Origin of the sequence: Streptomyces sp. CB02366, from assembly GCF_001905905.1 — a bacterium.
In the GTDB taxonomy this organism is placed as follows: domain Bacteria; phylum Actinomycetota; class Actinomycetes; order Streptomycetales; family Streptomycetaceae; genus Streptomyces.
In genome coordinates, this window is record NZ_LIVT01000005.1 from 13,521 (window position 1) to 28,996 (window position 15,476).

12 protein-coding genes are annotated in these 15,476 nt (G+C 72.4%); 10 read left to right on the forward strand and 2 right to left on the reverse strand.

All coding sequences use genetic code 11. The features are described from left to right. The first annotated feature begins 16 nt into the window (after positions 1-16). On the forward strand, positions 17-823 hold the full coding sequence (locus AMK24_RS17055; RefSeq protein WP_073769627.1) for an aminotransferase class IV family protein: 807 nt from the start codon (positions 17-19) through the stop codon (positions 821-823). 76 nt (positions 824-899) lie between these two features. Here the strand turns inward: AMK24_RS17055 and AMK24_RS17060 are convergent, their stop codons facing one another. Both AMK24_RS17060 and AMK24_RS17065 read right to left on the reverse strand, forming a co-directional pair. Continuing rightward, complete coding sequence (locus tag AMK24_RS17060; RefSeq protein WP_073769628.1) at positions 900-1,697, reverse strand: class I SAM-dependent methyltransferase; 798 nt, start codon at positions 1,695-1,697, stop codon at positions 900-902. 456 nt (positions 1,698-2,153) lie between these two features. Further along, positions 2,154-3,980: a glycoside hydrolase family 15 protein gene (locus tag AMK24_RS17065; protein WP_107427418.1), complete on the reverse strand. Its 1,827-nt coding sequence runs from the start codon at positions 3,978-3,980 to the stop codon at positions 2,154-2,156. 419 nt (positions 3,981-4,399) lie between these two features. Between AMK24_RS17065 and AMK24_RS17070 the strand changes: the two genes are divergently transcribed. The 9 genes from AMK24_RS17070 (at position 4,400) to AMK24_RS17110 (ending at position 15,420) form a co-directional block, all read left to right on the forward strand. Beyond that, positions 4,400-6,067, forward strand: coding sequence for a CTP synthase (locus tag AMK24_RS17070; protein ID WP_073769630.1), 1,668 nt, complete (start codon positions 4,400-4,402; stop codon positions 6,065-6,067). Between the two features lie 86 nt (positions 6,068-6,153). Then, positions 6,154-6,780 (forward strand): NUDIX domain-containing protein, encoded by a 627-nt coding sequence (locus AMK24_RS17075; protein ID WP_073769631.1) that lies wholly within the window; start codon positions 6,154-6,156, stop codon positions 6,778-6,780. Positions 6,781-6,979: 199 nt separating this feature from the next. Then, positions 6,980-9,112, forward strand: coding sequence for an ATP-binding protein (locus tag AMK24_RS17080; protein ID WP_073769632.1), 2,133 nt, complete (start codon positions 6,980-6,982; stop codon positions 9,110-9,112). Positions 9,113-9,255: 143 nt separating this feature from the next. After that, a complete protein-coding gene (ald, locus tag AMK24_RS17085) occupies positions 9,256-10,371 on the forward strand; it encodes an alanine dehydrogenase (RefSeq protein ID WP_073769970.1) in 1,116 nt (371 codons plus the stop codon). A 368-nt stretch (positions 10,372-10,739) separates the two neighbouring features. Then, the gene (locus AMK24_RS17090; protein ID WP_030114293.1) at positions 10,740-11,858 is read left to right on the forward strand and encodes a ParA family protein; all 1,119 of its coding nucleotides are present in this window, start codon (positions 10,740-10,742) and stop codon (positions 11,856-11,858) included. After that, positions 11,855-12,409, forward strand: a complete 555-nt coding sequence (locus tag AMK24_RS17095) for a hypothetical protein (RefSeq protein ID WP_073769633.1) — start codon at positions 11,855-11,857, stop codon at positions 12,407-12,409. The genes AMK24_RS17090 and AMK24_RS17095 overlap by 4 nt, the downstream gene beginning before the upstream one ends. 85 nt (positions 12,410-12,494) lie before the next feature. Next, positions 12,495-13,463, forward strand: a complete 969-nt coding sequence (locus AMK24_RS17100) for a segregation and condensation protein A (protein WP_079190545.1) — start codon at positions 12,495-12,497, stop codon at positions 13,461-13,463. Then, positions 13,460-14,116: an SMC-Scp complex subunit ScpB gene (gene scpB / locus AMK24_RS17105; RefSeq protein ID WP_073769634.1), complete on the forward strand. Its 657-nt coding sequence runs from the start codon at positions 13,460-13,462 to the stop codon at positions 14,114-14,116. The genes AMK24_RS17100 and scpB overlap by 4 nt, the downstream gene beginning before the upstream one ends. Beyond that, a complete protein-coding gene (locus tag AMK24_RS17110) occupies positions 14,116-15,420 on the forward strand; it encodes a pseudouridine synthase (RefSeq protein ID WP_073769635.1) in 1,305 nt (434 codons plus the stop codon). Before scpB ends, AMK24_RS17110 begins: the two co-directional genes overlap by 1 nt. Positions 15,421-15,476: the final 56 nt, after the last annotated feature.

Consider the following 15,476-nt stretch of genomic DNA (forward strand, 5'->3'; position numbering starts at 1 on the left):
CCCTAACGTCCGGACCATGAGCCGACCTTCCCCCTGCCTCACCCATCTGAACGGCCGTCCGGCGACCGCCGGCGACCTCACCGCGCTCGCCTTCGCGGGCCACGCCCACTTCACCGCCGCGCAGGTCCGCGACGGCCGGATCCGCGGACTGGACCTCCATCTGGAGCGGTTGCGGTCCGCCTCGGTGGAGCTGTTCGGCCGGGCCCTGCCCGAGGAGCTGGTGCGCTCCCGGCTGCGTGCGGCGCTGCGCGGGGGACCGGCCGACCTCTCGCTGACCGCCACCGTGTACTCCCCGGCCGGCGAGTTCACCGCCGCCGACGCGGGCCTCGCGCTCCTGGTCCGCACCGGCCCGGCGTCGTCCGGCCCGGAGGGGCCGCTCGCTCTGGCGGCGGTCGGGCACGAGCGGTTCCTGCCCCACGTCAAGCACGTCGGGGAGGTGGCCAAGACCCACCTCCTGCGGCGGGCCGTCGCCGAGGGCTTCGACGACGCCGCTTTCCTGGACCGCGCGGGCCGGTTCAGCGAGGCGACGATCTGGAACCTGGCCTTCTGGGACGGCGAGGCGGTGGTGTGGCCCCGGGCGGACATGCTGGGCGGGACGACCCTGGGCATCGTCCGCCGGCAGTTGGAACGGCTGGGGACCGCCCAGCGGACCGCCGACGTCACCCCCGCCGATCTGCCCGCCCTCGCCGGAGCCGCCGTCATGAACTCCTGGACGCCCGGCGTGCCGGTCCACCGGATCGGCGCCACCGGCCTGCCTCCGGCCCCGCGGTTCCTGGAACTGCTCCACCGGGCGTACGAGGCCGAACCGCTCGCCGCCCCCTGAGAAGCGAAGTCCGCGGGAGCCGGGCCGGCCCAGCGCTCCGCTCGGCCGTCCGGAGACGTGGCCGTCTCGGCCGGCCTCAAGGCCGGGTCGGCTTGACCGCCAACGTCGCGAAATAGTTCGACATGTATCGAGCGGATGCGTTGGATTGGTGCGGCGCTTCCGCGAAGCCGGTGAGGACGAACCCCGCGGCGAGTTGCCCGCCGATCTGGTCGGTGAGGGTGTGGCTGTGTTCGAGAGCGGCGTCCGCGCCGAACTTCGTGGCGCGTTCCTCGGCGGAGTACCGCGCGACATCGCTGTAGGGCAGCGTGTGCACGACGACCATCTCGCCGCGCTCGTCGAGCGCCTCGTGGTCGAACAAGTACGCATCGGGGTTGAGGAAGCCCGCGAGCAGAGTTCCGCCCGGTCGCAGGACGCGGAAGCACTCACGCCACACCGGTGCCAACTCCGGTACGAACAGGTTGGAGACCGGATGGAACACGACGTCGAAGGTCGCGTCGCCGAAGGCGCCCAGGTCGCGCATGTCGCCCAGGACGGTGCGCAGGTCGAGTCCGTCGCGCGCCGCCACCATCCGGTCCTGGCCGAGCTGGCGGGGGGAGTTGTCGAACACGGTGACCCGCGCCCCCGCGGCGGCGAGGATCGGGCCCTGCTGGCCACCGCCGGAGGCCAGGCACAACACGTCCTTGCCGGTCAGGTCCGTCGGCAGCCAGGAGCGGTCGACCGGCTCACGCCCGATGAGAACGATCGACCAGTCGCCCGTGCGGGCGCGCTCGACCTCCTCGGCGCTCACCGGCCTCGACCACTCGTTGCCCTCCTGGACGTACTTGTCCCAGGCTGCCCGATTATGGGCGACGGGGTCGACAACACTGTCCTGCACGTTCAACTCCCTGCGAAAGCCAAGCGGACACCTGCGGTACCGGCAGTCCGGTGCCGCCAGCCAACACGATCGCAGGGGCGGGCTCAACCACGTTGTCGGGCATCGAGGTTTCCACGGGCGCGACGGGTGATCGCGCAGCGGGTGCGTGAGTTGCCTGGTTGTCGTCAGCAAGCAGGTGGTGCGGGAGAGGCTGGAGAGGTGGAAGGGCGCGCAGGGGCCACATCGGCATGTCCGGGCGCGGAGCGGCCAGTACCGCGTGTGCGCCATCAACGGTCCTGGCCGCGGTGGTCAGGACGTCTCGTCCCGGTCGTCTGTGGCGACGACCGGGACGGTCCGGAACACGAAGAGGGGAACGGCTCCGGTCAGAGGCGTGGATCCCGCTCACCTGTCGTATCCGGCACGGCTACGGCCTCCCCGTGCGGACTCCGACACAGGGAACGGGATTCCCCGGCCGGGTCAGCCGACGTACGCGCCGCTCGCCGTCAGCCGCAGGGCCGTGTCGATCAGCGGGACGTGGCTGAACGCCTGCGGGAAGTTCCCGACCTGCCGCTGGAGGTTCGAGTCCCACTCCTCGGCCAGCAGCCCCAGGTCGTTGCGGAGCGACAGCAGCTTCTCGAAGAGCCGGCGGGCCTCGTCGACCCGGCCGATCATCGCGAGGTCGTCGGCCATCCAGAACGAGCAGGCCAGGAACGCGCCCTCGTCGCCCGCCAGACCGTCGACGCCCGCGTCCTCGCCCTCCGTCGGATAGCGCAGGATGAAGCCGTCCTCCGTGGACAGCTCCCGCTGGATCGCCTCGATCGTGCCGATGACCCGCTTGTCGTCCGGCGGCAGGAAGCCCATCTGCGGGATGAGCAGGAGGGAGGCGTCCAGCTCCTTGGACCCGTAGGACTGGGTGAAGGTGTTGCGCTCCTTGTCGTAGCCGCGCTCGCAGACGTCCCGGTGGATGTCGTCGCGCAGTTCGCGCCACCGCTCCAGCGGTCCTTCGATGTCCCCGGACTCCACCAGCTTGATGGTCCGGTCGACCGCGACCCAGGCCATCACCTTGGAGTGGACGAAGTGCCGGCGCGGCCCGCGGACCTCCCAGATGCCCTCGTCGGGCTCCTCCCAGTGCTTCTCCAGGTACTCGATCAGCTTGAGCTGGAGGCCCATGGCGTAGTCGTTGCGCGTCAGCCCCGTCATGTGCGCCAGGTGCAGCGCCTCGGTGACCTCGCCGTACACGTCGAGCTGGAGCTGGTTGGCGGCGCCGTTGCCGACGCGGACCGGGGTGGAGTTCTCGTAACCGGGCAGCCAGTCCAGCTCCGCCTCGCCGAGCTCGCGCTCCCCGGCGATGCCGTACATGATCTGGAGGTTCTCCGGGTCGCCCGCCACCGCCCGCAGCAGCCACTCGCGCCAGGCGCGGGCCTCCTCCCGGTACCCGGTGCGCAGCAGCGAGGAGAGGGTGATCGCGGCGTCCCGCAGCCAGGTGTAGCGGTAGTCCCAGTTCCGTACGCCCCCGATCTCCTCGGGCAGCGAGGTGGTCGGGGCCGCGACGATGCCGCCGGTCGGCGCGTACGTGAGGGCCTTGAGCGTGATCAGGGAGCGCACGACCGCCTCCCGATAGGGCCCGTGGTACGTACACTGATCGACCCATTCGCGCCAGAACAGCTCCGTCGCCTCCAGGGAGTTCTCGGGCTCCGGAAGGGCCGGCGGCCCGTGGTGCGAAGGCTGCCAGCTGATCGTGAAGGCCACCCGGTCACCGGGGCCGACGGTGAAGTCGGAGTAGGTGGTCAGGTTCTTGCCGTACGTCTCGGCCTCGGTGTCCAGCCAGACGGAGTCCGGGCCGGCGACGGCGACCGTGCGGTTGTCGACCTTGTGCACCCACGGGGTCACCCGGCCGTAACTGAAACGCATCCGCAGCTCCGAGCGCATCGGCACCCGGCCGCTGACGCCCTCCACGATCCGGATGAGCTGGGGGGCGCCGTCACGCGGCGGCATGAAATCGGTCACTCGTACAGTGCCGCGCGGTGTGTCCCACTCCGATTCCAGGACGAGGGAGTCACCGCGATAACGCCGCCGGTCGGCGTAGGCCGGTTCCGCTCCCTCCGCTCTCGCCGGCCCCAGGCGCCAGAAGCCGTGCTCCTCGGTGCCCAGCAGGCCCGCGAACACGGCGTGGGAATCGAAGCGGGGCAGGCACAGCCAGTCGGCTGTGCCGTCCCGGCAGACCAGGGCGGCGGTCTGCATGTCTCCGATGAGTGCGTAATCCTCGATGCGCCCGGCCACGTGCGTCTCCAGTCGAACGGCCATGTCGCCCCGTCATAGGGCCCTTACTGCGGGTCATAGGGGGTCGTAGGGTCTTTCACCCGGGAAGATCCGACGAGTCCTGTACCGGTGGGCGGCCTTGGGTGGTGCCGCCGCCCGGCCGTCTCGGCAGCGAGTGTTTGAGCAGGATACGACGCACCACGAAGATCCGCGCGACGGTCCCCGCAAGATCTCTGACCCGATCGAGTGGGACGTGAAAGGGCTGGGGCGATGGTGTGACCCCCCGGTGGAGGGCATGGCCGGAAGCAGCCTCTCCCCGTCGCTGTTACCCTGGTAGCCCGTGGACCGGTGGTCGTTCGCGAGAGCGGACGAGGCCCCCGAACCGCAGCGACGGCACCCCGGAATCTCCGGTTCGGTGGCCGGTACGCACCTCAGAACCGCGACCACGGGAGCCCCCTTTGGCTATGCAGCCCACATCCACGACGACCAAGCACATCTTCGTCACCGGGGGTGTCGCCTCCTCCCTCGGCAAGGGTCTGACTGCCTCCAGCCTGGGTGCCCTGCTCAAGGCTCGCGGTCTGCGGGTCACCATGCAGAAGCTCGACCCCTACCTCAACGTCGACCCCGGCACGATGAACCCCTTCCAGCACGGTGAGGTGTTCGTCACCAACGACGGCGCCGAGACCGACCTGGACATCGGCCACTACGAGCGCTTCCTCGACGTGGACCTCGACGGCTCCGCCAACGTGACCACCGGCCAGGTCTACTCGCAGGTCATCGCCAAGGAGCGGCGCGGCGAGTACCTGGGCGACACCGTCCAGGTCATCCCGCACATCACCAACGAGATCAAGCACCGCATCCGCCGCATGGCCACCGACGACGTGGACGTGGTCATCACGGAGGTCGGCGGCACGGTCGGCGACATCGAGTCGCTGCCGTTCCTGGAGACCGTCCGCCAGGTCCGCCACGAGGTCGGCCGGGACAACGTCTTCGTCGTCCACATCTCGCTGCTGCCCTACATCGGCCCCTCCGGCGAGCTGAAGACCAAGCCCACCCAGCACTCGGTGGCCGCCCTGCGCAACATCGGCATCCAGCCGGACGCCATCGTGCTGCGCGCCGACCGCGAGGTCCCCGTCGCCATCAAGCGCAAGATCTCGCTGATGTGCGACGTGGACGAGGCGGCCGTCGTGGCCGCGATCGACGCCAAGTCGATCTACGACATCCCCAAGGTGCTGCACACCGAGGGCCTGGACGCCTACGTCGTGCGCAAGCTCGACCTGCCGTTCCGCGACGTCGACTGGACCACCTGGGACGACCTGCTGGACCGGGTCCACAACCCCGACCACGAGGTCACCGTCGCCCTGGTCGGCAAGTACATCGACCTGCCCGACGCCTACCTCTCGGTCACCGAGGCGATCCGCGCCGGCGGCTTCGCCAACAAGGCCCGGGTCAAGGTCAAGTGGGTCACCTCCGACGACTGCCGCACCGCGGCCGGCGCCGCCGAGCACCTGGGCGACGTCGACGCGATCTGCATCCCCGGCGGTTTCGGCGAGCGCGGGGTCGACGGCAAGGTCGGCGCCATCCGCTACGCCCGCGAGAACAAGGTCCCGCTGCTCGGCCTCTGCCTCGGCCTCCAGTGCATCGTGATCGAGGCGGCCCGCTCGCTCGCCGAGATCCCCGACGCCAACTCCACCGAGTTCGACGCCGCCACCTCCCACCCCGTCATCTCGACGATGGAGGAGCAGCTCGCCTACGTCGAGGGCGCGGGCGACCTCGGCGGCACCATGCGGCTCGGCCTCTACCCGGCCAAGCTCGCCGAGGGCTCCCTCGTCCGGGAGGCGTACGACGGCCAGCCCTACGTGGAGGAGCGCCACCGCCACCGCTACGAGGTCAACAACGCCTACCGGTCGGAGCTGGAGAAGAAGGCCGGCCTGGTCTTCTCCGGCACCTCCCCGGACAACAAGCTCGTCGAGTACGTCGAGTACCCGCGCGAGGTCCACCCCTACCTCGTCGCCACCCAGGCGCACCCGGAGCTGCGCTCCCGCCCGACCCGCCCGCACCCGCTCTTCGCGGGTCTCGTGAAGGCGGCCGTCGCGCGCCAGGTCGCCGCGGCGGGCGGCGCGGAGGCGTAACACCGAGGCATTACGGTTGACCGGGGTACGGATCCTGCGCGGATCGGTGCCCCGGTTTCCTTTTGGTTCGTGGGAGGACGTAGCACATGGGTATCCAGGACACGCCCGAGGAATGGCAGGTCACCGCGACGGTGACGCCCTTCACCGGCAACAAGACCAGCGTCCGCACCGACCAGGTGGTGATGCCCGACGGCTCCGTCCACGGCCGCGACTACCAGGTCCACCCGGGCTCCGTCGCCGTGCTCGCGATCGACGACGAGGACCGGGTCATCGTCCTGCGGCAGTACCGCCACCCGGTGCGCCACCGGCTCTGGGAGATCCCGGCCGGGCTGCTCGACATCCCCGGTGAGAACCCCCTGCACGCCGCCCAGCGCGAGTTGTACGAGGAGGCGCACGTCAAGGCCGAGGACTGGCGGGTCCTGACCGACGTGTACACCTCGCCCGGCGGCTGCGACGAGGCCGTGCGGATCTTCCTGGCCCGCGACCTCTCCGAGGCGGAGGGCGAGCGGTACGCGGTCGCCGAGGAGGAGGCCGACATGGAGCAGGCCCGGATCCCGCTGCCCGAGCTGGTCCGCTCCGTCATCGCGGGGGACCTGCACAACAACTGCCTGGTCGTCGGGGCGCTCGCGCTCACCGCCGTACGGGCGGGCGAGGGCGAGGACTCGCTGCGCCCCGCCGAAGCGCCCTGGCCGGCCCGGCCGTTCGAGGCCTGACGGCCCGTCCGCACCCCGCCCGACCCCGGTCGGACACGAGGATCAGTCATAAAGAATGAAGAGACTCTGATCCGATCGGGGGATGTTCCCCGTCCGCCGCCCCGCACCGCGGTGATCGTCCCCGTCGCTGAACTACGCTCGAAAAGCGCCCGGCCGGAGTTCCGGCGGGCACCGCGTGCAGCGAAGTGGAGCGTGGCTCGTGACCGATCAGGCGGTGGACACCAGCGGTCCGGCGAAGGCCCCGGCGGCCGAGGAGCCGTCCGGCGCAGCCCCGCCCCGATTCTTCGGCCGCGAACGGGAGTTGAAGGCGCTGCGGGAGGACATCGAGCGCGCGGGACTGGACACCCTGGCCGGCCGCAAGGCCCCCCGCGCGCGCGTCCTGCTCATCGCCGGCCGCCCCGGGTCCGGGCGCAGCGCGCTCGCCGAGGAACTGGCCGGCGCGCTCACCGGGACCGATGCCGTGGGGGCCGCGGCGGCGGCCGCCGGCGCCCTGCCCTGGGCCGTCCCCGGCACCGGCGCCGGCGACTACCCGGACGGGGTGCTGCGGGTCGGCCTCACCGACCCCGGCGGCGAACGGATCCCCACCGAACGCACCGCGGGCGAACTCCTCGGCCTCCTGGGGACGCCGGTCCCGCCCGGCGCCGGCCAGGACGAACTGTCCGAGATGGTCCGCGAAGCGCTCGCCGCGCGCCGGGTCGTCCTGGTGCTCGACGACGCGGTCGACGCCGAGCAGGTCGACCCGCTGCTCCCGGAGAACCCGGACTGCCTGGTCGTCGCCACCGCCACCGGCCCGCTGACCGGCATCCCCGACGTGCGGCCCTGCACGCTCGGCGGACTGGAGAAGGGCGCGGCGGTACGGCTGCTCGCCCGCACCGTCGGGCAGGTCCGCGTCACCGTCGACCCGCGCACCGCCGAGCGGCTGGCCGAGGAGTGCGGGGGGCAGCCCGCGGCGCTCGCGCTGGTGGGCGGCCTGCTCGCCGCCCGCCCCATGGCCTCGGTCGCCGACATCGCCGGGCAGTTGAACAAGCTGCCCGACCCCGCTGAGCAGCAGCCGGTCGGAGCCCGCCCGCTGTCCCGCGCGTTCCGGCTGGTCCACGACTCCCTCCCGCAGGCCGCCGCCCGGATACTGCGCCTGCTGGCCCTCGCCCCCGCCGGACTCGCCGACGCCCACACGGCCTCCGCGCTCGCCGGCTGCTCGGTCTCCGCCGCCCGCTCCACCCTCGACGACTTCGTGAAGCTCGGGCTGCTGCGCACGGACGGCGCGGTCCACCCCCTGTACGCGGTGCCCGGCTGCCTCGTCCCGCTGCTGCGGGCGCTGCTGGAGGACCGGGACCGGCCGGCCGAGGTCCAGCTCGCCCGCGCCCGGATGCTGGAGCGGACCGTGCGCCGGCTCCAGTCCTGCCGTGCGGTCACCGAGCCGGAGGGCTCCACGGCCCGCCGCAAGCTGGCCGGACTGCCCCGCTCGTTGCGCTTCCCCAGCGCCGAGGAGGCGGGCGCCTGGCTGCGGGTCCGCCAGCCCGCCCTGCTCGCCTCGGCCCGGCTGGCGGTGGCCGACGGGGAGCTGGACACCCTGGCGCGCCGGCTGGTGGCGGCCCTGGTCCGGGCGCTGGCGGCGCACCGGGGGACCGAGGAGGCCGCCCCCGAGCTGTACGGGCTGCACGGTCTGGTCCTGGACGTGGCCCTCCGCCGCGAGCTGCCCCGCGAGCAGGCGGCCGCCCTGCTGAACCTCGCCGACCTGGACGCCCGCACCGGCCGCACCCGGGAGGCGCTGACCCGCTACCGGGCCGCGCTGGACGCCGGGAAGGCGGCGAAGGACCTGTACGCGACCGGCCGCGCGATGGAATCCGTAGGCGGCGCCTACGAGGAGCTGGGGGACTACCACCGGGCCGCCGACTGGTACGGCCGGGCGCTCGCGCAGCGCCTCACCCAGGGGGAGCGCGCGGACGAGGCCCGGCTGTACGGACGGCTCGGGGCGGTCCACACGTACGCCGGGCGCTACGGGGAGGCGCTGCGGAACTGGCGGGCGGCGGCCTCCGGCCACCGCAGGCTCGGAGACCTGCCCGCCCAGGCGCGGGCGCTCAGCGAGAGCGCCCGGGTCCAGGAGTACGCGGGCCGGCCGCACGACTCGCTCCGCACCTGCCGGGAGGCCGTGGAGCTGGCCCGGCGCGCCGGTGACGTGCGGCTCCAGGCGGCGCTGCAGCTGCGGCTGGCGGACACCCTGGACCGGCTCGGCGATCCGACGGCGGCCCGGCTGCACCGCAGCACGGCCGAGAGATTGCTGGGAGAGGAGGCTCCTGCCTGCGAAATCCGTAGCGCTTCGACAGAAAGTTAATGCTTTGTAAGGCTAGACAGCGCGAAGTCCTTCATTAGACTGGCTCTGCCGCGCTCGTTCGTGGCGTCTCCCTTTAAGCTGTATATGTCCGGGTATGCATTGCTGTGCCCGGACGACCCTCCGAGCCAAGGACCGTGATCGACGTGAAGGTCGGCATCCCCCGCGAAGTCAAGAACAACGAGTTCCGGGTGGCGATCACCCCCGCCGGAGTGCATGAGCTCGTCCGCCACGGCCACCAGGTCGTCATCGAGCACGACGCCGGCGTCGGCTCGTCCATCCCGGACGAGGAGTACGTCGCCGCCGGCGCGCAGATCCTGGCCACCGCCGACGAGGTCTGGGCCGCCGCCGACCTGCTGCTGAAGGTCAAGGAGCCGGTCGCCGAGGAGTACCACCGCCTCCGCAAGGACCAGACCCTCTTCACCTACCTGCACCTCGCCGCCTCCCGCGAGTGCACCGACGCGCTGCTGGCCTCCGGCACCACCGCCATCGCGTACGAGACGGTCGAGACCGCGAACCGCGCCCTCCCGCTCCTCGCCCCGATGTCCGAGGTGGCGGGCCGCCTCGCCCCGCAGGTCGGCGCGTACCACCTGATGCGTTCGGCCGGCGGCCGCGGTGTGCTCCCCGGCGGCGTCCCCGGCACCCACGCCGGCAAGGCCGTCGTCATCGGCGGCGGCGTCTCCGGCTGGAACGCCACCCAGATCGCCGTGGGCCTCGGCTTCCACGTCACGCTGCTCGACCGCGACATCAACAAGCTGCGCGAGGCCGACAAGATCTTCGGCACCCGGGTGCAGACCGTCGTCTCCAACGCCTTCGAGCTGGAGAAGGCCGTGGTCGAGGCCGACCTCGTCGTGGGCGCCGTGCTGATCCCCGGGGCCAAGGCGCCGAAGCTGGTCACCAACGAGCTCGTCGCCAAGATGAAGCCCGGAAGTGTACTTGTCGACATCGCGATCGACCAGGGCGGCTGCTTCGAGGACTCGCGTCCCACCACCCACGCCGAGCCGACCTTCCAGGTCCACGACTCGGTCTTCTACTGCGTCGCCAACATGCCCGGCGCGGTGCCCCACACCTCCACCTACGCGCTCACCAACGCGACGCTGCCCTACATCGTGGAGCTCGCCAACCGGGGCTGGGCCGACGCGCTGCGCCGCGACGCCGCGCTGGCCAAGGGGCTCAACACCCATGAGGGCCAGGTGGTTTACCGCGAGGTGGCCGAGGCGCACGGCCTCCCGCACGTCGAGCTGAGCACGCTCCTCGGCTGACGGGTCAACCCCTTCCGTCAACATCGCGCGTCCGGCCGGACCTTGCCCCGCAGGGTCCGGCCGGACGCGTGCCGGGCCCCGCGCGCCCCTCGCGCGACTCGCCTCGAACGTAACCCTTCACCCGATTCGTTCGGCGGCGAAATGTGCGGCTTGGCCGCTGTGCGCCCTTGACAGCGCGGTGTTCGATTGCCGACACATCGGGCCGGGTCCGGCGGATTGTGTTGCTGCGAACCGGTGACACGCCATAGAGTCGCCCATCGTCGGCATGGTGCCACGCTGACCTATCGATAAGTTTCCTGGTCACGCTCAAGGAGGTAAGACGACTTGTGAATGAGTCGACAATTACTCCTGGGGGTGGTCAACCAGGGATGCCTGTACGGGGTCTGAGCCCGACCGGGCTCGAAGCTGTCGGCTCCGTCGCGGTCCGCACCTTCGCCACCCAACAGCACATGACGACAGCCCCCCAGACGATGGACGGCCCACACGTGAACGCCACGGCCGGCAACGAGAGCAGCCGGGACACCGACCGCTTCGCCGACTTCGCCGAGGTGCCCGAGGGGCACTTCTACGACCCCGACGCCGAGTACGAGCCCGACCCGGAGTACGCGGCCACCCTCGCGCCCGACGCCGCGCGCCAGCGCCGCGAGCGCATCGGCCCGACCGGGCGGCCCCTGCCGTACTTCCCGATCCCGGGCCCCCTGACCGAGCACGGCCCCGCGAAGATCATCGCGATGTGCAACCAGAAGGGCGGCGTCGGCAAGACCACGTCGACCATCAACCTGGGCGCCGCGCTCGCGGAGTACGGGCGCCGGGTCCTGCTCGTCGACTTCGACCCGCAGGGCGCCCTCTCCGTGGGTCTCGGGGTCAACCCGATGGAACTCGACCTCACCGTCTACAACCTGCTCATGGAGCGGGGCATGACGGCCGACGACGTGCTGCTCAAGACGGCGGTCCCGAACATGGACCTGCTGCCCAGCAACATCGACCTCTCCGCGGCCGAGGTGCAGCTCGTCAGCGAGGTGGCCCGCGAGTCCACGCTCCAGCGCGCCCTCAAGCCGCTGATGGCCGACTACGACTACATCGTGATCGACTGCCAGCCCTCGCTCGGCCTGCTCACCGTGAACGCCCTGACGGCCGCTCACAAGGTCATAGTGCCGCTGGAGTGCGAGTTCTTCGCGCTGCGCGGGGTGGCGCTCCTCACCGAGACCATCGAGAAGGTCCAGGAGCGGCTCAACCCGGAACTGGAGCTCGACGGCATCCTCGCCACCATGTACGACTCCCGTACGGTGCACAGCCGCGAGGTCCTGGCGCGCGTGGTCGAGGCCTTCGACGAGCACGTCTACCACACGGTCATCGGGCGCACGGTCCGCTTCCCGGAGACCACCGTCGCCGGTGAGCCCATCACCACGTACGCCTCCAACTCGGTCGGCGCAGCCGCCTATCGCCAGCTCGCCAGGGAGGTGCTCGCCCGGTGTCACGCCGAGTGAGTCTGCCCGGGGCCGACGAGCTGTTCCGTACCACCGGAGGCGGGATGGGCCTCCAGCCGTCCTCCCCCGCGGACCGGCGGCGCAAGGCGAACGGCGAGCCGCGGGTTCCCGCGCCCGCCGGGGAGAGCGGCCCCTCCGGCCAGGCCCCGCAGGCGGCCCGTGAGGAACACGCCGCGGCAGACGGCCCCGACCCCCGCGACCGGAGCGGCGAGGGCGAGCGTCCGGCCTCCGCCAAGGCCGCCTCCGGCGAGCATGCCGCCGCCGCACCGGCCGAGCAGCCGCCGGCGGTCCAGCCGCAGCGCAGGCGCGGCGCCGGACGCGGTGCGAACCGCCGCCCCAGCGGCCGGGAGCGGCACGACGAGAAGATCACGGTCTACGTCTCCGCCGAGGAGCTGATGGACCTCGAACACGCCCGGCTCGTCCTGCGCGGCGAACACGGCCTCGCCGTCGACCGCGGCCGCATCGTCCGCGAGGCGGTGGCGGTGGTCCTGGCGGACCTGGAGTCCCGGGGCGACGCGAGCATCCTCGTACGGCGGCTGCGCGGCCGCTGAGCGGCACGGCGCGGGTAGCCTGCCCCGCAAGGACCCGCCGGCCGGCGGGACCCGCCCGCGCCGCCGCCCCACCCCTGGAACCGCCATGCCCACGCCCGACGCCCCCGCAGCCCCGCGCCGACGCGCCCTGGGGCGCGGCCCCGGCGGGGCGGCGCCCCGGGAGGACGTACCGGAGCCCGCGGCCGAGCCGGAGGCCGGGGCGGGGCCCGCAGCGGGCGAGCGGGAGCCCGGCGGCGACGGCAAGCGGTTCACCGTGCGGCTGGTGAACTTCGAGGGCCCCTTCGACCTCCTCCTCCAGCTCATCTCCAAGCACAAGCTGGACGTGACCGAGGTCTCCCTGTCGAAGGTCACCGACGAGTTCATGGCCCACCTCCGCGCCATGGGCCCCGGCGGGGACCTCGACCAGACCACCGAGTTCCTGGTCGTCGCCGCCACCCTGCTCGACCTCAAGGCCGCCCGGCTGCTGCCCGCCGCCGAGGTGGAGGACGAGGCGGACCTCGCGCTCCTGGAGGCGCGGGACCTGCTCTTCGCGCGGCTGCTCCAGTACCGGGCGTACAAGCGGATCGCCGAGATCTTCCAGGACCGCCTGGAGGCGGAGGCCCGCCGCCGCCCCCGTACGGTCGGGCTGGAGGACCACCACGCGGCCCTGCTGCCCGAGGTGGTCATCGGCATCGGCCCCGAGGGCTTCGCGCGGCTCGCGGTGAAGGCGATGCGGCCGAAGCCGAAGCCCCAGGTGTACGTGGACCACATCCACGCCCCGCTGGTCAGCGTCCGGGAACAGGCCGGCCTGGTGGTGGAGCGGCTGCGCGCGGCCGGGGCGGCGGTGAGCTTCGCCGTGCTGGCCGAGGACGCGCCGGACACCCTCACCGTGGTCGCCCGCTTCCTGGCCCTGCTGGAGCTGTACCGCGAGAAGGCCGTCACCCTGGACCAGGACGAGGCGCTGGGCGACCTGCTGGTGGCCTGGTGCGGCGAGGAGGGCGCGGAGCCGGTGGTGACGGACGAGTTCGACCAGGAGCCGGGGGACGGGACCGACGAGGAGGGTCTACGGGAATGAGCGAGCAGCCGGACCGGGAGCGGGACGAGGGCGCGGTCGCCTCGCTCGACCTCAAGCCCGCCCTGGAGGCGGTCCTCATGGTCGTCGACGAGCCCGCCACCGTCGACCACCTCGCCAAAGTGCTCCAGCGGCCCCGGCGGGCCGTGGCGGACGCGCTGCGGGAGCTGGCCGACGAGTACACCGTGCAGCGCCGGGGCTTCGACCTGCGGCTCGTCGCGGGGGGCTGGCGTTTCTCCAGCCGCCCCGAGTACGCGGCGGCGGTCGAGGGCTTCGTCCTGGACGGCCAGCACGCCCGGCTCACCCAGGCCGCGCTGGAGACGCTGGCGGTCGTCGCGTACCGGCAGCCGGTGAGCCGTTCGCGGGTCTCGGCGGTGCGCGGAGTCAACTGCGACGGGGTCATGCGGACCCTCCTCCAGAGGGGTCTGGTGGCCGAGGCGGGCACGGAACCCGAAACAGGTGCGATCCTGTACAGGACGACGAACTACTTTCTGGAGCGCATGGGCCTGCGCGGCCTGGACGAGCTCCCGGAGCTCGCGCCCTTCCTCCCGGAGGCGGACGCGATCGAGGCTGAGACGCTAGAGGGTGTGCCGTCGTTCGATCCGGACGCACCGGACACCCCGGATACTCACGCAGACGACAAGACGGAATTTTGATGCGAAGCAGTGGCAGGAACAGCGGAAGCGGCAGCGGCGGCAGTGGCCGGAGCGGCGGCCCCGACCGGAACTCCCGGGGCGGCGGCGCGGGCGGCGGGCGGAGCGGCGGCGGGTCCTTCCGTCAGGGCCAGGGCGGCGGCCAGGGCGGACGCTCCGGCGGCCCTGGAGGGCGCTCCGGCGGTCCGGGCGGCGCCCGTGGCGGCAGCGGCGGCCAGGGCGGACGCTCGGGCGGCCAAGGCGGCCAGGGCGGCCGTCAGGGCTTCTCGGGCGGACGCGACGAGCAGGACCAGCGCCCCCGCCGCCCCCGTCCCGAGGAGCGCCGCTACGACGTGGGCAACGACGCCCCCGGCGCCCGGGAGGGCCAGGACGGCCCCCGCAAGGGCCGCGGGGCCGCTGCGCGCGGCGGCGCCAAGGGCGGCCCGAAGCCCGCACAGGGCGGCGGCCGCAGCGGCGGCGGCTTCCGGCGCGGCGGCGCCCCGGCGCGCTCCCGCGAGCTGGACGCCAAGATCGAGCAGCGCAACCGCGACCGGTACGCGAACAAGCCCGAGATCAAACTGCCCAAGACCCACCCGGGCGCCGAGCAGGAGGGCGAGCGGCTGCAGAAGGTCCTCGCGCGGGCCGGCATGGGCTCGCGCCGGGCGTGCGAGGAGCTGATCGAGCAGGCCCGCGTCGAGGTGAACGGCGAGGTCGTCGTCGAGCAGGGCAAGCGCGTCGACGTGCACAAGGACGAGATCAAGGTCGACGGCCTCACCGTCGCCACGCAGTCGTACCTCTTCTTCGCGCTGAACAAGCCCGCCGGGGTCGTCTCCTCGATGGAGGACCCGGACGGCCGCCAGTGCCTCGGCGACTACGTGACCAACCGTGAGACGCGGCTGTTCCACGTCGGGCGGCTCGACACCGAGACGGAGGGCATCATCATGCTCACCAACCACGGTGAGCTGGCCCACCGCCTCACGCACCCCAAGTACGGCGTGAAGAAGACCTACCTGGCCGCCATCCAGGGCCCCCTGCCGCGCGACCTCGGCAAGCGGCTCAAGGACGGCATCCAGCTGGAGGACGGCTACGCCCGCGCCGACCACTTCCGCGTCGTCGAGAACACCGGCAAGAACTACCTGGTCGAGGTCACCCTCCACGAGGGCCGCAAGCACATCGTGCGCCGGATGCTGGCCGAGGCCGGCTTCCCGGTCGAGCGGCTGGTGCGGACGGCCTTCGGGCCGATCCCGCTGGGCGACCAGAAGTCCGGCTGGCTGCGCCGCCTCACCAACACCGAGGTCGGCATGCTGATGAACGAGGTCGGCCTCTAGGGCGTGTTGCGAAAGTCCCGCCTGCTCGGCGACGCCCGGCACGCACGCTCGCGGCG